Here is a 16,076-nt window from a genome sequence, read left to right on the forward strand (position 1 = left end):
AAAAAGGAACCTTTTACAATTCAAATGTAAAAGATTCCTTAAGTTAATGACATTGCGGAAAATCAAGGTTTTCGAGGCTTTTTTTTGAAATCCTATAATTCTGGCTAAAAAATAAGGTGGCAGAATTTTCGTTGTTACAGTCTGTGCCATCATACTATAGACAACCATTTCCTCTGTTAAGCGGGAGATTTATGCAATCATAGCATCAATTAAACTTACCTTACGTTCACTGTCTGTATGAACATAAGTACGCATGAACACCTCATAGTTATCGCCAATGATTTCAGCAGATTCCTTGTTTTATGGAATGGTTCATAAACTATTTGGGTATTTTGGAGGAGGCAAAATCATTTTAGTTCGTTTTTTTGAGCCGGCCTCTCTGTTTTTAACTCTGCTAAGCGTATGTGTGATTTTAATGCCATGTCTGCCTAAAAAGGGCACGATAGAAGATTGACCTAATGCAAGCAATTCACCACCACGTAAACCTGTGTTTAAAAGGAAGAAAATGGCAGGTCCAAATCTATACAAATAGCGTTCATTTTTATTTGGCTGGGTTCCATTGCAATTTCTTTTATGATCTGCTCATGTTCTGGTGGGATAATTGAGATTTCCTTCGTTTCTACAGAAAGAACGGATTCTTCCGGCATTATCATCCGATTTAATATATCAGCAAAGTTTTTTGGCATTAATCGTTGCTGTAATATCATCAGCAGTCAGATTAGAAAATGTTTTGCTAAAAGCATCTGTATCTTTTAAATGATTTTCGTATGTTTTTTCTAATCGTTCCAGGCTGGTTTGTTTAAATTTTCCAGCTTCAACCATGAGGCTTTTGCGGAATAAGTATTTGTTCGCATAATCCCGTACTTTGATGTTTGAAGTGATTGCGTCTTGTATTGCGACTTTTATCTTCCAGTCATCTAATAATGATTTCGCTTCTCTTTTGGTCGAGCCAAAACTTTTGAAAATAAATTAAATATGGAGCAGTTTTATAAATGGGTAGATAGAGGATATGATTTTTTGCGAAATACCTATATTAACTATTATAAACAAAATAAGGAATTTATATTTAATATAGATGTTTCGAATGATTTATGTAATCAAGTATACTCAAAAGGAAGAAAAACATCATGCGGTGTTAATTGCAACCAGATTAGTATTGATAGTAATGGTAACGTATATTTGTGTCCTTCCTTACACATTGAAGAATTTCAACTGGGTAATATAAGAACAGATAATATTACTGAGATTATGGAAAAAAATACTGGGTTTTTGAATTTGTAAATAGAATCAAGAAACCGATACATAAAACTTGCAGTAATATTCTTCTCCATGTTTATGATTTTTCCGGAGCAAATCTACAGAAGAAAGAAGTAGCTTGAACATCTTATTGCTTCGAGCGATACTTTTTGCCCATTCTTCAATTTGACTGTTGCCCAGATCTGCTCCTGCAGCATAAATAGAGTCCAAAAATTCATCTACACTGGTTTGGTATTTCAGTTGAAATTGAATTTCTACCTGATGAACTGCGACCTTCAGGCTATAGGTGGAATCCCGATAGCAACGGAGCAGTTTATAGGTATCGTGATACAAAGGATTATTTTCCACGTCTGCGGAAATTGAACGATAATTTTTCTTTGCCATTATACATTTCCCTCTTTCAGAAACATTTCAGGAATTTCCGAGAAATCAGGTGAAGTATGCTGTAAGGGCAGAGTATGCCCAGGGATTTCGCTGACAATAGGTTTTTCCGGTTTTAACTTCAACTCAAACTGATAGGCTGCTTTCCCCCAGGGGGCAGATAATACGTAGTGAATATAGATATACTATATCTTTGCAGGCTGATAAAGGAGATAATATATGAGTGAACCCAGATAAGGAGAAAACTAAAAATTGTGTTTAAGACAACAGACACAATAATGTGGAGTGAATATCTTTGAAGGCATAGACGGCTGTCTTTTCGACATCAGGAACATAGTACCTGCCAAGAAAGGTAAAGTACCGCCCTTGGTATAAGAAGCCGGAACTGAAAGTGGACAGGGGATGCCGCGCAGGAAGGAACTATCATGATTACGAAGTGTACATGGAAAAATATCCGGATACGGCGATGGTGCAGATGGGTTTCGTGATTGGGAGCAAAGGAGGGAAAGCGCTGCTGACAATCTACTTTGTGAACGTATCGCTGATGCTGGGATTCCTGCGTGATGCGAACACATCAAAGTCAGTGATTGATATTTATGATGGACTGTACCGGCGGCTTGGGGGACAGGATTTCCGGAAGCTGTTCCCGGTAATCCTTAGGGATAACGGAAGTGAGTTTTCCAACCCGAAGTGTATCGAGAACGGACCGGACGGGAAGGGTTTCCAGGGGACAAGGATTTATTACTGCAATCCCAGCGCACCATACCAGAAGGCGAAGATCGAAGTGGGGAATGAATTCAACCGCAGGGTGGCGCCGAAGGGAAAGAGCTTTGATGAACTGGAGCAGGCAGATATCGACCTGATGATGGATCATATCAATTCGTACCGTAGAAAGAAACTGAACGGGAAAAGCCCGCATGAAGCGTTCTGTTTTTATTACGGGGAAGAACTGGCGCAGAGGCTTGGATGTTACGAGGTTGCCGCCAACAGCATCAACCTCATGCCAGGACTTCTGAAAAAGTAACAGGAAAATAAGCACAGACCGCCGGCTGAAAATAAGGACCATATCAGGCGTGAATTTCGGCTTACAAAATTTGTAAGACAAAACTGACGTCCGGTTTTTGTACGCATTTTTATCCTGCTGTGGGAACATTATACCACAGATTCACAGAAAAAAAGGGAAAGTCGATACAAAAGTGGAATTTCGGATTCAAATTTAGAAGGTCGCTTTCAAAATGTGAAACTCGTTTACAAAACGGGAAGATCGGCTTGCAATCGAGCTCTTGATTCTATTTTAAGAAGAATATATAACAAATTATACCCCAAAAATACAAATCATCCCATACCCACCAAAACAAAATTCTTATCTGCTATAATTAAAAAACTCTGTGCCGGGACAGAGGGATTATGTCAGACGAAAGGTGAGTAAAAATGGTTTTACAAAAAAGAATGGCGCTTTTAACACTTGCCCTTTCAGCGATACTTTGCCTTGGGGGATGTGGAAGGAAAGAAAATGAAAAAATCACTTTGATCGAACAGCTTAACAATCCGGCCTATACGATTGGTGTTCCGGAAGGTGGGGCAGGCATGTATATGGCGGAAAAATATCTGCCGGAGGCGGAGCATAAAACATTTTCCGGCAACTCTTCGGGGTATCTCGCCATTTCTCAGGGAAAACTGGACGGGTTTGTTTATGATCGGGTAATGATGGAATTTGCTATTGCCAGCGGTCTTGAGAATGTGGAGATTTTAGAGGAAAACCTGGGAGAAAGTATGGATGTGGCTGTGGGGATTTCACCCAAAAGCCAGGTTGACAATTTAAAGGATAAAGTGAACCAGTTTCTGTCGGAAGCAAGAGCCGAGGGGACGCTGGATGATATGTATGACCGCTGGGTAAGCAGGGCGGAGAGAACCATGCCGGAAATACAGGCGCCACAGACGCCGGACTGTAAGCTTAAGGTGGGAACCACAGGGATGGTTCAGCCTTTCAGCTACTATGAGGGGACGACTCTTACCGGATATGATGTGGAGCTGATTTACCGTTTTGGAGCGTGGCTGAATGCTGAAGTGGAAATTAAGATTTACGACTATGACGGAATTATTGCCGCGGCCCAGGCCGGTGACATTGATTGTATTATGGCGAATCTAAATGCCACCGAGGAAAGGCGCAGGCATATTGAATTTTCCGATTGTGTTTATCCTTCGGTGACTGCCGTTATGGTAAGGTCAAAACAGAAAGACAGCACGGAGAAAAAATACGAGACACTTTCGGATTTTGCCGGAGCAAGGTTTGCAGCATTAAGCGGAGGGGTTTACGATAAACTTTTACAGGAAGTAATTGCGGATGCAAAAGACTTTTCTTACTACAATTCTGTTCCCGATATTGTTGCGGCTCTTAAAGCAGATCGTGTGGATGCGGGGGCGTTGGATGAACCGCTGGCACAGCTTGCGGCAGCAAAAAATGAAGGACTGAAAATTTTTGAAGAACCTGTCGTGCGGGATAAATATGGATATGCTCTTCCCAAGGGAAGTCCTCTGCGGGAACAGTTTAATGAAGTTATTGCAAAGTTTAAAGAGGACGGAACAATCGCATCCTTAAAGGAAAAATGGCTTGGGGCGGATGAGAGCATAAAGGTATTAATGGAGCAGGACTGGCCGGGGGATAAGGGAACCATCCGGTACTACTATGATGGCGCCCATGAGCCTATGACTTATCTTGGAAGCAGCGGCGAACCTTTAGGACTTGAGATAGATCTGCTGCTTCTGATTGCACGTGAACTGGATATGAAGGTGGAGATGACAACATGTGAATTTGCTTCGCTGATAACCGCCCTTGAAAGCGGGAAGGCGGATGTGGTCAGCGGAAGCCTTTCCATCACGGAAGAAAGAGCGAAGCGGGTAGACTTTGCAGATACTCATTATGACTCAGCTATGGTGCTTCTGGTGCGTGATTTGGATGGGGAATTGCAGGGAAAAGGTTTCTGGGCAAATCTTGAGGACAGCTTCCAAAGCACTTTTGTAGTGGAGGGGCGCTGGCGGCTGATTTTGCGGGGGCTTGGCGTCACCATACTGATTTCTGTCTTTTCAGGATTTTTTGGTCTGTGCCTTGGCTTTGGGATATGTATGCTGCGCCGGATCAGTTGTAAGCCAACTCAGTGGTTGGGGGCGGTCTTTGTTCGTGTGATTCAGGGAACCCCTATTGTAGTCTTTCTGATGATTTTGTACTATGGAATTTTTGGTTCGGTGGATATTTCTGAAATTCTGGTTGCAATTATTGGATTTTCCATTAATTTTGCGGCATATTCATCAGAGATGATGCGGACAGGAATAGAAACTGTGGATAAGGGGCAAAGAGAGGCAGCCCTTGCTATGGGCTATACGAAAGGTCAGACATTTTTTAAGATTGTATTGCCCCAGGCGGCCAGAAATTTTATTCCTGTGTTGAAAGGCGAATTTATTTCCATGGTAAAAATGACTTCAGTAGTAGGATATATTGCTGTACAGGATCTGACCAAAGTATCTGACATTATACGCTCACGTACTATGGAGGCGTTCTTTCCACTGATAATGACAGCAGTAATTTATTTTGTTATTGCCAATATGATGACGGCAGCTCTCTCATTTGCAGAGAGGAAAGTTGCACCGAAACGGAAGAAACGCAGTTTAAAGGGGGTGTGCATGTGAAGACAGAAAAGCATAAAAACCGGGACGTTCGTGCCGGGGGAAGTATGAACACGAGCATAATATCGATTCGGCATCTGTGTAAGGAATATTTAAACGTAACCCCTTTGAAGGATGTAAGCGTGGAGATTAAAAAAGGAGAGGTGATTTCCATTATAGGTCCGTCAGGCACAGGAAAGTCAACCCTGCTTCGATGTATTAATCTTCTGGAGACACCTACAAAAGGCGAGATTGTGGTAGACGGTGTGGTAACAACGGACAAGAAATGTAAGGTAAATCTGGTGAGGCAGAAGATGGGAATGGTATTTCAGTCCTTCAACCTGTTTGCACACAAGACGATTATAGAAAATATCATGATGGGGCAGGTCGATCTTCTTGGCAGAAGCCGGCAGGAGGCCTACGATAGAGGGATGGAACTGCTGCGTAACATAGGGCTTGCAGACAAGGCTTTTTCTTATCCGGATGAACTCTCGGGGGGACAGAAGCAGCGTGCGGCTATTGCAAGGACGGTGGCTATGGAGCCGGAAATTATTCTTTTTGACGAGCCGACTTCCGCCCTGGATCCTACTATGGTGGGGGAAGTTCTTTCGGTTATCCGTGGGCTGGCAGGGCAGGGAATGACCATGATGATCGTGACGCATGAAATGAAGTTTGCCCGGGATGTATCCACCAGGATATTTTATATGGATCAGGGCGAAATCTATGAGGACGGAACGCCGGAACAGATTTTTGAGAATCCAAAGAGGGAGAGAACCCGGATATTTATCCGGCAGCTTAAGGTGCTCCATGTGGAAAAAATCTCACGTGACTTTGATTTTCCGGCCTTTATGACACGTCTTGAGGAGTTCGGGCGTAAGCAGCAGTTTTCACAGAGACAGATTTACGCCATGCAGCTTGTTGTGGAGGAAGCGCTGATGCAAAAACTTCTGCCTGCGGCAGGGGAAGCGGAGAAAAGGGATATTTCTCTGGATGTGGAATACAGCGAGAGGGACAATCTGGCGCAGATGCGATTTTCCTATCATGGACCTTCCTTTCATCCTTTTGGGGACGAAGAAGATTTATCCGGCAGGATGATAAAAGGAATGTCCAAAGAGATGGAGCATAAGTTTGCGGATGGAATGAATCAATTTATTATAAATATATAGATTAAAAAATAAAAGAAAAAATTATGGAAAAGATGAAATTAAATAATGAAAATATTGCGCAGGCAAGCAGTCTTGCAGAAAAGACGTTTGGAGAATGGGGCGTTGATGCCAGAAATATTATCCAAATCCGGCTTGCAGTGGAGGAAACGCTGTTAAAGTACCAGGAGGCTTTCGGTGTGGAGGCAGTATTTGCACAAAAATATATCAAACGTCTTAAGCGTATCCGTCTGGAACTTTTCCTGCCAGGGGAAAGGGTTGATCCTTTTGATGCAGAGGAGGAAGAACAGAGCCAGGTACTGCGGGGACTGCTTGCCAATATGGGGGTTGCACCCGCGTGGCAGTACAAAAATGGAGAGAATCTCATTTTATTTACTCCCAAAAAGAAGAAACGTTCTCAGATGGCTTCACTGGCGCTGTTCGTAATACTGGCTTTTTTGTGCGGCGGTGTGTGTAGTTTCCTGCCAGAGAGTGTCAGGACTTTTCTTGCAAATGAGCTTATCAGCCCGGTATTTAACCGTTTTATGGGACTTTTATCAGCCATTGCAGGTCCTATGGTGTTTCTTTCAATTGTATGGGGAATATACAGCATTGGGGATATGGCTGCTATGGGCAGAATCGGAAAGAGGATGGTTGGACGCTTTATGCTGATGACGATTCTTCTGACACTGCCCGTATGTGTGGTGGCCATGCCGTTTTTTTCCCTTAAAACCGGAGACGGGGGGAAGTTTGATTTTTCTGAATTGTTTCAAATGGTTCTGGATATTGTACCAGGCAACTTTTTTACGCCCTTTACAGAAGGGAATCCTATGCAGATTATTTTTGTGGCAGTTTTAATCGGAATCGCAATGCTGATTCTGGGAAACAAAGCTACGATTGCCGCGGCCTTTGTGGAACAGTCCAATTATATTATACAGCTTATTATGGAGGCAGTCAGTTCTTTTGTTCCCGTGTTTGTGTTCGGCAGTATTTTAAATATGATACTAGGTAACAACTTTTCGGTATTTCTTCCTGCATATAAGGTGGTTCTGGTAATGCTTATGGGAGATGCTATTCTTCTGGCAGTGTATCTTGTGCTAGTATGCACAAGGAGGAAGGTGCAGCTTAGGGTATTGCTGAAAAAGATGATGCCCACTTTTCTGATTGCATTAACTACGGCATCTTCTTCTGCCGCATTTGGGGTGAATATGGAGTGCTGTGAAAAAGACCTTGGGATTGACAGAAGGATAGTTAATTTTGGTATCCCTTTAGGGCAGGTTATCTTTATGCCGGGGGTTTCCGTTATGTTTCTAGCGGTGGGATTTTGTATGGCTGAAATTTATGGCGTGACGATTTCTCCGGCGTGGCTGGCTACTGCCGGTTTCATTGCTATTGTGCTTGCGGTGGCGGCGCCTCCTATCCCCGGCGGTGCGCTGACCTGTTATACGATTTTGTTTGTCCAGCTTAAGATTCCCACGGAGGCTGTAGCGGTCACGATTGCTCTCAATGTAATACTGGAATTTATTACTACAGCGGTGAACTTGTTCTGTCTCCAAGCGGAACTTGTGGAACTGGCTGCCGGTCTTGATATGCTGGATGTGAGAAAACTGAGAGAGAAGAAAAATGTATGAAATAGCTGAAAGAACCCAAACTGTCAGCAAAAGAAAGGGATGGAGAAAAATGGAAAATGCATCAATGCTGGAATTTCATGCGGACGATATTATTTTGAAAGAAGGCGGAACTTATGAGGAAATGTACAAAATTATATCCGGTTCTGTAGCAGTTTATATCCGATATGGGGAAAAGGAGGAACACTTGATTGGGATTTATTCCAAGTCCAAGTGTTTCGGCGAAACCAATGTGTTTTCCAGCCAGCCAAGTATTTATACGGTTGTTGCCTATGGAGATGTGTGTCTGATGCGTATTACAAAGGATTCTCTGGAAGAATTTATCAGAAGAAATCCCAGAAATGCAATTGATATCATGCAGAATATGGTACATACTAATATGCTGATGCAGAAAAATATCGATCTACTGCTGGACGATATTTATGAAAAGCGGGATATCAATAAGAGAAGAACAGAAGAGATGAAAGACAAGATCAGACAGTACCGCATGAACGGATTTAATCTTTTAGGAGTTTAAAATGCAGGATTACAACCTGACAAATCATGATATAGATGCGGTGTGAGTATTTCTTTCTAAAGGGTATTTATAGGACAAAATGACAAAAATTTTAGAAATCGGCATATCTATGGAATACCCAAAAAGAACGATTCTGGCACATACATTCCAGAATCGTTCTTTTTAAGTTCTACAATTTTTATCTAAATAATTTTCAAAAAGCCACAAAGCGAGCAACGGGTACGGAATAACGTGCATTCCCTGACAATTCAGAATTAAAAAGATTGTTCCAATACATTTTTCTAATAATTTGATTGCTTACTTTTTAGTCTGGTTCTCGGTATTTATCCAGAGATACTTTGACTGCCTTTACTACATCCTCTATTATCTGTATATCCTGCATTGAACAGGAATCCAGTATTTCTTCCAATTCCCCTTTTATAGCTGTTTTGTTCTTTTGAGGGGTATCGTGGAGTAGTTCATCTGTCTGTATAGATAAGACATTTGCAAGTTTCACAAAAAGCGGCAGGCTCAATTTTGTGTTCCCTGTTTCAATATGGCTCATATGCGTTGTCGATATTCCTACTTTTTCTGCTAATTGTTCCTGCGATAAACGATATGCTTTCCTAAATTTTCTGATGCGTTGCCCTATTTTATAATAATCCATAAATTTCACCGCCTATATAATTTAATTCTACTTGAATTGTATAGGCAAATATGATATTATTACATAAACTTTAAAGGCTAAAATATATCTATATAATTCAAGTTTCAAAAAGGGGATGAGCGATATGGAAAAAAATGAAACCGAATGCCTGTTATATGAAGAATTGAAAGGCGATGAAAAAATACTATTACAATGGTATAGGGAAAACCCGCTTTCTGTATACATTGAAATCGCTTTATTAAAATTGTTTAGTTTAGGGATTATTACCGAAGATGAATACAGAAAATATCAATCCGAAGTTGTCAAAAAAGCTGATATGCTAAAAGAATTATGCTGAAAATCTGGATAAGAAAAATGGATGTTCCTATACACTGTTTTAGGAATATCCCTTAATTGTTTATATTTCAATATGAGTCCCGGTATTTATTCAGAGATACTTTGACTGCTTTTACTACATCCTTTATTATATGCATATCCTGCATCGAACAGGAATCCAATCTGTCACAAAGTTTCTCCCCGGCGCGGTACGCAGCAGCCGCAATGACAGATTTCCCTTTGCTCCGCCCAATTATCTTGACCGAACAATGATAAATCGCCAGAAACACCACTCTCCTTTCCGTAAGCTGTCTTTGCAGACATGGGCAAATAAAATATATCTGCCAGAATATGGGGCTGGTTCCTGGCAAAAACTGCAAACAGTACTCAGCCCAAGCCTCGCAGAGCGCGCGTCCACGCAGTGGGATAGACAGGCTCTGCCTGTCTATAAGTGCGCCCTTTTTCGTTTCCCTACAAAGGGAATGGCAAAGTGCCGTCCCCCTCATCTGCCCCCTCTGATGTCTTCGGCACAGTAGAATGCTGCATGGCTTTGGAAAAATACCTGCCGTTTGCCTCCTGCTTTTTTAAGAATGCAACCAGCTTTGGAATATCCTCCTCCATGACAGTCCTGCCTAGCAAAGATTCCACCGCACCGCCAATCTGGATTAAACGGTGGGTGCGGATTTTCCGGTCTCCACTTCGTTTCGGTCCGTGCAGAACCAATGTCCACCGGACATCGTGCACCCTCCTCTTTCTTCCGCCGTTCCAACTGCTTACGCTGTGCCTGATACTGTTTCAATTTCTCTAACATTTCTTCCTCTTTCATGGTACAATTCTGAATACGCTCATCCAGTGTCTTTCTTTGTTTTGCCATAAATGCCTCCTTTTCTCCGATACCTGCCGAAAACCAAATTAACATACTGCAAATCAAAATGATTCTTCTGCCACCACAGGCAAACCATTTATACATACATCATTCCTGATAAGGTGCAGTAATCTATCCTCCACTGTGGCAGAATCTGTTTCTGAAAAATGCACATTCACCACATAAGTGGTTGTCCCTATGCGTTTTGTAAAACTGCTATTTTTTGTTTCTTCCCTGCTGTCTCCCATAAAAATAAAATCCTCCCATTGATTTCAGAACATTCGTTTTGTATAATGTTTATGAGGCGGCGGCCTGCTGTAAAGACAAACGTTATCATTTACAATTTTGTGCATGGCATATCCTAACACTCCTTCCCAACTTTTTGTAATTGTTTTATCATTAAATCAATTACTCCCTGTCACTAATAGGAGAAATGGACATAATAAATCGGAACTGTTTTGAAAAAAGATGGAAAAATATTTTGAATATACAGATAAAAAGGCGGTGACTCCATAATGCAAAAGGAAATAGTATCGTTTTCAGAAACGGACGATAACGATTTTGATAATGAACTTTTAGACGCACTGGAAATGGAACGCTCCGCTATACAGGAAGGACTTCTTGGATTTATGACAGCACTTCCCACCACACCAGAGTTTATTACTTATGAGGCGGTATATTTCCCAAAGAACCATTTCATCAGGCAGGAAAACATGGCGACGGAAGAATACCTGTCTTACTTCTTTCCCTTTGATGAGCTTGATTTCGTAAAGCGCGGCGTGGAATCCCGCTGGAACGTCAGCGACACGTCAATGATTGCACTGACAATGGCTATGGGCAGCCAGCCGCAGGCAGTAACCATGAGTTTCCAGAGGGAATATGCGGAATCCTATGAATGGCTGTTAAAAGAATTCACCGACTGGGCATTTACCTTTGTGTCTGCTTTCCTATACTATCAGGATATGGACAAACTTGACGATATGCAAAAAGATTTATACCGTCAGGGCATGGCGGCATTTGGCGGCATTGCGCCAACTTATCACATAGAATTGCTTGAAAAACCAACAATCGTATGGGATTTTCATTCGCTGTTACTGGCAATACAGATGATGTTCAGTTTCATGCTGACGGATGAGAATTCTTCTTTGAAAGTCTGTAAGCACTGTGGCAAGGTATTCCTTGCATCCAGACCGAATACCATATTTTGCAGTGGGCAGTGCAAGAATCAGTATAATGTGTATAAAAGCCGGGCAAAAGGCAGAAAGGAAGATTTGACGGATGAACAATGATGAAATGATGGAACTGGATGAACTTTGAACTTGTAAAGAATTCTTACAAGTTCAAAAGTCTCAAAATGGATAATTCCTCAGAAATTGATTCATAGGTTTCTACAACACATTTTTTTACAAAATGTGGCAACAGGCAAGGCTACTGGCCTGACATTATGGAACAATGTTCAAGAAGGTCTATACCGTTACCAAGTATCACTCAATACAGATGATGGAATAACTGAAAAAGTTTTTATATTCAAATCTTATTGTATGGCTGATTTTAATAAATAGGATGGCAGTAAGCTAAAACAGAATATAGGAATCTTTATGGGTGCGACAAACAGTAAGTATATGCGAGGAGAAGAAGCAAATGAATATGTATATTTATGATGATAAAAAGGACAAAACCCAAATAATAGAAATTGATAATTCGACGATTGAAAAAAATCCAGATTTGGAATTTTTTAATGACAATGACATTAGAAAAGTATGGCATTCTGGTGAAGAAGAATGGTATCTATCAATTATTGACGTCGTACGTTTCCTCACAGACAGCAAAGACCCCAAACAGTATATTAAAAAAATGCGCCAGCGTGACGAAGAACTTTCCTCCAAGTGGGGTACAATTTGTACCCCACTTCAAATGCTTGCTCCTAATGGAAAAATGAGAAAAACACAAGCTGCCAATGTGGAAGGAATTTTACGAATTATCCAATCCATTTCATCTCCCAAAGCAGAACCTTTTAAGCTATGGCTGGCAAAAGTCGGGGCGGAACGTCTGGATGAGATTGCCTATCCCGAAAAAGCTATGCAACGCGCGGTTGCTACATATAAATCAAAAGGGTACTCCGATAAATGGATTACACAACGTCTCCGTTCTATTGAAATCAGAAAAGAATTAACGGATGAATGGCAAAACTCTGGTATTAGTAGTTCCAAAGATATGCTGCCCTTACCAATATTCTAACAATGGCATGGTCTGGAAAATCTGTACAGACGTACAAAAAACTCAAAGGATTAAGAAAAGAAAATTTGCGGGATAACATGACAAATACAGAACTTGCCCTAAATCTTTTAGCAGAAGTGTCAGCAACAGAACTGTCAAAAAGCAGGAACCCCAAAGGTTTTGCCCAGACGAAAGATGTTACTGTAGCTGGCGGCAGGATTGCTGGCAATGCAAGGGAAGAACTGGAACGACAGCTTGGACACAGCGTCCTGTCACCAGCCAATGCGAATGAACCTGGTTTATTAGATGATACAGATAAAGAAGAATCATGATTTATATTTGCAGACAAATTAAAGCCTTGATTATTCCTGTCACTATAAAGATAAACGTCATAACAAAGGCAGTGTTATTGTATTTCCATCATTTCATTTATCAGTCGGTCTTCGATTTCAATTTTTTTCGGATCATCAAAATTATACTCAAAAATTGAGGCAATGATTATCTGGTGGTCTGCAAAATCACGTTTCAGAATCTCCATCATAAGGCTGATATTGTCATGGTCTACTTCTTTTCCGCTTGGCGAATCAAGAATAATTGGCAATTTAACATTCAGCTTTTTTTCGATTTCCGCAATATACGCCAAACGGAAAGCAAAAGCTGTTTTATGCAGCAATGCTCCCGATAATTCTTTTAAATTTGATGTGAAAAGATAATTCTGTGGAATAGTTTCTTTATTGCCAATGCCTAATTCCGTTCCATATTGAATAATTTTATCAGAAATCGATGCAACAACACAGTTGTTATTTTTAGTTATACTGCTGATTTCGTCACGGACAGCTTTCAATTCCTTTTCCAACCTTGACTGCTGTGCCTTTATGGCTTGCGGATTCAGAGGAATTCTTAATATTTTGCGGTCAAAAATTTCTATCTGGCTGGCAGTTTGAAAGAAAGCCTGCTGCTCATATTCGCTTTCTTTCTCCTTTTCAAGAGCACCAATTTTTGATGATACCAATGCATATTCCCCAGATATTATTTTCCTTTTTGTTGTCAATAAATCAATACTGTCGTTTAATCCAACAATGTTGTCCTGCGTTACTGCAAAGGTAGTTCCATCCGGCGCTTGGACAAGCAGTTTCATATCTGCCACAAATTGTTTAAAACGCTTATTTTCCGATAAAGTCTGGTCAATCCGTTTCAGCTCTGCTTTGAGCCGCCGTTGGCGTAGAATTAACTTACTTAATTCAATATCCGTTTCTTCTTCGTAACTATCAATGGCGACAGAACCTGCATCTTCTTCAATAGATTCCCTATACAGTGCCACGCTAAACATCTGATTATATTTCTGCCTTTCGTTCAAAAGGCGGTTTTCCTTTTTTATCAACTCAGAACAATCCCTGCCGGACAATCCTCGGATCAATTCCTCAATATTAAAACGTATACTGCCAATCACTATGCCTCTGTTCAACAACGTCCATCCCTTTTCCTGATCTACATAAAATGCTCCAAGGAGGTTATTTAATATATCTGCATTATTTACGCCAAAAAGTTGTTCATGCAATTCGTGCTGCTGTTCCGGAAGGACATATGTATGATTCACCCCATTCTTCACCAGAATAATGGAGATACTATTTGAACGGCAGAGTTCAATACAGCCATATCGTTCACACTCTATGGAAATCCTTACCTCACAATTATTAAAATTAATTTTTCGTGTATTTGGTATGTTATAGCCCAGTCCATGTAATATAAATCTAAGCAGTGTAGTCTTTCCACAGCTGTTTTTACAACTGTGCACTAATGAAACATGAGGTAAAAAGTCTATTCTGCGCTCAAAAAGCCCTTCCTTCAAATAGACAGTCCTAATAATCATAAATTTACACCCTCCTTTATATGTTGCATCTGAATACGATTCCGCACAATACTATAGAGAATAATCTGAATCAGCCCTTGCTGTGTTTCCGGGTCTGCATCAACCTTTAGTTCAGGAAGATAGTCTTCCCATTTATTCAGTGCAAAATCAAGGCATTTTTGAGCTAGAGATTTTCCCATCCCCTTATATTCATTATAATCGTGCAGCACTTTTATAAAAAATTCACATCGTTCGCAACACGAATCAATTAAGCTTTTATACCTATGTATGATTTCATCATATTGGCTTTGGTCAAAATAATCCAACAGCAAATCATCACATCGCTCAACATCTGTCGCAATCACAATAATTGGCCAAATAATATCACGTTTATTACGAGTTATCGCGGCATTCTTTTTGGTTCCATTATGAAATATTTCATTTTGCCATATGTTCATTAGCCTTTTGCCCAAACCTGGAATGTTCAGATTAAGCTTTCCGACAAAATCATCCACATTCTGTTTGACTACTTTATATTTTTCAACATCATCATCTGTTTCAAAAGGAAGAATCTGTATCTGAAATTTATTTAAATCAAGGGGCTGTTTAATTCCATCAAGGCAGTCTTTAATAATCCCCTGTGAGGAATCAGGAAGTGAGGAAAACGAACGGTGTGTCGGCTCATAAAATACGCTCCGGGATGCCTCCTCATTTAAGGGATTAGGCGAATTTGTAATCAATATCAATTTTTGAGCATCAACCTTTTGACTTGCCTCAGAAAGCGTTTTAACAGATTTTTTTAAATTAGCCCGGACATTTCTAAAATCGCTACTGCTTTTCTCAACCGACTTAGCCTGTGCAAGTATATACTGATTATTTTCAAGTTTTAATTCAATGTCCTCGAAATTTCCCTCTAACCGTAGGGACTCTAAATCCTCTATATTTTCCAACATTAGAACAATTGCTGCGTTTACTTGAAAATCAAATCCAAACATCACAGCATTGGCACGTCTGTTTTTTTCCATAATTACCCCTTCTCTCCATCATTCTGACAATATTCTTCTTAGTAGTTTCAGTTCTATTGTTAAAATAAATTCTGTATGAAAAAATTTTAAAATATCCATTCTACAGATACAATCCAAATCCCAAAAGAACGCAATATGTTTTAAAAAACAGTTCCGATTTCCCCATCTAAAATCTCCTATTAATGAAGGACAAAAAACATCTTTCAGGCAGAACCGCACGCTCTGTCTTTTTTCTAGTCAAAAAGCCAAAATAACGTATCGGCATCGGCATATCTGTGTTAGAATGGGATTACATAGATGTGCCGATTGTTGAAAGGGGATTTTTCTATGAAAAAACAATCGGAACGGACAAAAATTACTGCACTCTATGAAAGGCTTTCACGCGATGATGAATCCGCTGGGGAAAGTAACAGCATTGTGAATCAGAAAAAGATACTTGAAAAATATGCAAAAGAACAGGGATTCTCTCATTTGGTACATTACACGGAGCTATAAACAGTAACACCATGATTAAATAGTATTTGTTCCTATTTCTCAAAAACTACAAAACCACATTCGTAAGGATGGTCGCAAT

Annotated in this window: 15 protein-coding genes and 3 pseudogenes; 11 read left to right on the forward strand and 7 right to left on the reverse strand. The window is 40.5% G+C overall.

Going from position 1 to position 16,076, the window contains the following annotated elements; all coding sequences use genetic code 11:
* Positions 1-666: 666 nt before the first annotated feature.
* A complete protein-coding gene (locus tag E5329_RS30065; protein WP_168356761.1) occupies positions 667-822 on the reverse strand; it encodes a hypothetical protein in 156 nt (51 codons plus the stop codon).
* Between the two features lie 153 nt (positions 823-975).
* Between E5329_RS30065 and E5329_RS32690 the strand changes: the two genes are divergently transcribed.
* Entirely contained in the window at positions 976-1,281 is a 306-nt protein-coding gene (locus E5329_RS32690) for an SPASM domain-containing protein (protein ID WP_135991949.1), read from the forward strand.
* Positions 1,282-1,287: 6 nt separating this feature from the next.
* On the opposite strand, the gene E5329_RS24825 is transcribed toward E5329_RS32690, so the two are convergent.
* A complete protein-coding gene (locus tag E5329_RS24825) occupies positions 1,288-1,641 on the reverse strand; it encodes a hypothetical protein (RefSeq protein WP_330572338.1) in 354 nt (117 codons plus the stop codon).
* A gap of 288 nt (positions 1,642-1,929) precedes the next feature.
* On the opposite strand from E5329_RS24825, the pseudogene E5329_RS24835 reads away from it, so the two are divergent.
* From E5329_RS24835 to E5329_RS24855, 5 genes and pseudogenes are all read left to right on the forward strand, one after another.
* A pseudogene (locus E5329_RS24835) lies at positions 1,930-2,662 on the forward strand (transposase); the annotation flags it as partial.
* Positions 2,663-3,069: 407 nt separating this feature from the next.
* Entirely contained in the window at positions 3,070-5,322 is a 2,253-nt protein-coding gene (locus E5329_RS24840) for an ABC transporter permease subunit (RefSeq protein WP_135991950.1), read from the forward strand.
* A 44-nt stretch (positions 5,323-5,366) separates the two neighbouring features.
* Positions 5,367-6,086 (forward strand): annotated as a pseudogene (locus E5329_RS32695) (amino acid ABC transporter ATP-binding protein); the annotation flags it as partial.
* Between the two features lie 401 nt (positions 6,087-6,487).
* The gene (locus tag E5329_RS24850; RefSeq protein WP_135991951.1) at positions 6,488-8,071 is read left to right on the forward strand and encodes a dicarboxylate/amino acid:cation symporter; all 1,584 of its coding nucleotides are present in this window, start codon (positions 6,488-6,490) and stop codon (positions 8,069-8,071) included.
* Positions 8,072-8,120: 49 nt separating this feature from the next.
* Entirely contained in the window at positions 8,121-8,585 is a 465-nt protein-coding gene (locus E5329_RS24855) for a cyclic nucleotide-binding domain-containing protein (protein ID WP_168356762.1), read from the forward strand.
* A 304-nt stretch (positions 8,586-8,889) separates the two neighbouring features.
* Here E5329_RS24855 and E5329_RS24860 read toward each other — a convergent pair whose 3' ends face one another.
* Complete coding sequence (locus E5329_RS24860; protein ID WP_135991953.1) at positions 8,890-9,231, reverse strand: helix-turn-helix domain-containing protein; 342 nt, start codon at positions 9,229-9,231, stop codon at positions 8,890-8,892.
* A 124-nt stretch (positions 9,232-9,355) separates the two neighbouring features.
* Between E5329_RS24860 and E5329_RS24865 the strand changes: the two genes are divergently transcribed.
* Positions 9,356-9,568, forward strand: coding sequence for a hypothetical protein (locus E5329_RS24865; RefSeq protein WP_135991954.1), 213 nt, complete (start codon positions 9,356-9,358; stop codon positions 9,566-9,568).
* A 480-nt stretch (positions 9,569-10,048) separates the two neighbouring features.
* On the opposite strand, the gene E5329_RS24875 is transcribed toward E5329_RS24865, so the two are convergent.
* On the reverse strand, positions 10,049-10,420 hold the full coding sequence (locus E5329_RS24875) for a hypothetical protein (RefSeq protein ID WP_275443714.1): 372 nt from the start codon (positions 10,418-10,420) through the stop codon (positions 10,049-10,051).
* A 53-nt stretch (positions 10,421-10,473) separates the two neighbouring features.
* On the reverse strand, positions 10,474-10,659 hold the full coding sequence (locus E5329_RS24880; RefSeq protein ID WP_135991955.1) for a transposon-encoded TnpW family protein: 186 nt from the start codon (positions 10,657-10,659) through the stop codon (positions 10,474-10,476).
* Between the two features lie 267 nt (positions 10,660-10,926).
* Between E5329_RS24880 and E5329_RS24885 the strand changes: the two genes are divergently transcribed.
* The 3 genes from E5329_RS24885 to E5329_RS31090 all read left to right on the forward strand — a co-directional run bounded on the left by E5329_RS24885 (position 10,927) and on the right by E5329_RS31090 (position 12,960).
* A complete protein-coding gene (locus E5329_RS24885) occupies positions 10,927-11,700 on the forward strand; it encodes a hypothetical protein (protein WP_135991956.1) in 774 nt (257 codons plus the stop codon).
* Between the two features lie 352 nt (positions 11,701-12,052).
* Complete coding sequence (locus E5329_RS24890) at positions 12,053-12,649, forward strand: BRO-N domain-containing protein (RefSeq protein WP_275443715.1); 597 nt, start codon at positions 12,053-12,055, stop codon at positions 12,647-12,649.
* Positions 12,650-12,726: 77 nt separating this feature from the next.
* Positions 12,727-12,960, forward strand: a complete 234-nt coding sequence (locus E5329_RS31090) for a hypothetical protein (protein ID WP_275443716.1) — start codon at positions 12,727-12,729, stop codon at positions 12,958-12,960.
* Between the two features lie 74 nt (positions 12,961-13,034).
* Here the strand turns inward: E5329_RS31090 and E5329_RS31095 are convergent, their stop codons facing one another.
* Together E5329_RS31095 and E5329_RS24900 are read right to left on the reverse strand one after the other, a co-directional pair.
* Positions 13,035-13,985, reverse strand: a complete 951-nt coding sequence (locus E5329_RS31095) for an AAA family ATPase (RefSeq protein ID WP_275443717.1) — start codon at positions 13,983-13,985, stop codon at positions 13,035-13,037.
* Between the two features lie 509 nt (positions 13,986-14,494).
* Complete coding sequence (locus E5329_RS24900; RefSeq protein ID WP_135991958.1) at positions 14,495-15,502, reverse strand: hypothetical protein; 1,008 nt, start codon at positions 15,500-15,502, stop codon at positions 14,495-14,497.
* Between the two features lie 327 nt (positions 15,503-15,829).
* Here E5329_RS24900 and E5329_RS24905 point away from each other — a divergent pair.
* Positions 15,830-15,991: pseudogene (locus E5329_RS24905) on the forward strand (recombinase family protein); the annotation flags it as partial.
* Between the last annotated feature and the right edge of the window lie 85 nt (positions 15,992-16,076).

Origin of the sequence: Petralouisia muris, assembly GCF_004793545.1 — a bacterium.
GTDB classification, from domain to species: Bacteria; Bacillota; Clostridia; order Lachnospirales; family Lachnospiraceae; genus Petralouisia; species Petralouisia muris.

Bases quoted from the DNA above. Each gene is read 5' to 3' on its own strand.
- E5329_RS24855 (WP_168356762.1), top strand. From the start codon at position 8,121: ATGGAAAATGCATCAATGCTGGAATTTCATGCGGACGATATTATTTTG.
- E5329_RS24860 (WP_135991953.1), bottom strand. From the start codon at position 9,231: ATGGATTATTATAAAATAGGGCAACGCATCAGAAAATTTAGGAAAGCA.
- E5329_RS30065 (WP_168356761.1), bottom strand. From the start codon at position 822: ATGGTTGAAGCTGGAAAATTTAAACAAACCAGCCTGGAACGATTAGAA.
- E5329_RS24840 (WP_135991950.1), top strand. From the start codon at position 3,070: ATGGTTTTACAAAAAAGAATGGCGCTTTTAACACTTGCCCTTTCAGCG.
- E5329_RS24890 (WP_275443715.1), top strand. From the start codon at position 12,053: ATGAATATGTATATTTATGATGATAAAAAGGACAAAACCCAAATAATA.
- E5329_RS24850 (WP_135991951.1), top strand. From the start codon at position 6,488: ATGGAAAAGATGAAATTAAATAATGAAAATATTGCGCAGGCAAGCAGT.
- E5329_RS24880 (WP_135991955.1), bottom strand. From the start codon at position 10,659: ATGGGAGACAGCAGGGAAGAAACAAAAAATAGCAGTTTTACAAAACGC.
- E5329_RS31090 (WP_275443716.1), top strand. From the start codon at position 12,727: ATGACAAATACAGAACTTGCCCTAAATCTTTTAGCAGAAGTGTCAGCA.
- E5329_RS24900 (WP_135991958.1), bottom strand. From the start codon at position 15,502: ATGGAAAAAAACAGACGTGCCAATGCTGTGATGTTTGGATTTGATTTT.
- E5329_RS24865 (WP_135991954.1), top strand. From the start codon at position 9,356: ATGGAAAAAAATGAAACCGAATGCCTGTTATATGAAGAATTGAAAGGC.
- E5329_RS24885 (WP_135991956.1), top strand. From the start codon at position 10,927: ATGCAAAAGGAAATAGTATCGTTTTCAGAAACGGACGATAACGATTTT.
- E5329_RS24825 (WP_330572338.1), bottom strand. From the start codon at position 1,641: ATGGCAAAGAAAAATTATCGTTCAATTTCCGCAGACGTGGAAAATAAT.
- E5329_RS24875 (WP_275443714.1), bottom strand. From the start codon at position 10,420: ATGGCAAAACAAAGAAAGACACTGGATGAGCGTATTCAGAATTGTACC.
- E5329_RS32690 (WP_135991949.1), top strand. From the start codon at position 976: ATGGAGCAGTTTTATAAATGGGTAGATAGAGGATATGATTTTTTGCGA.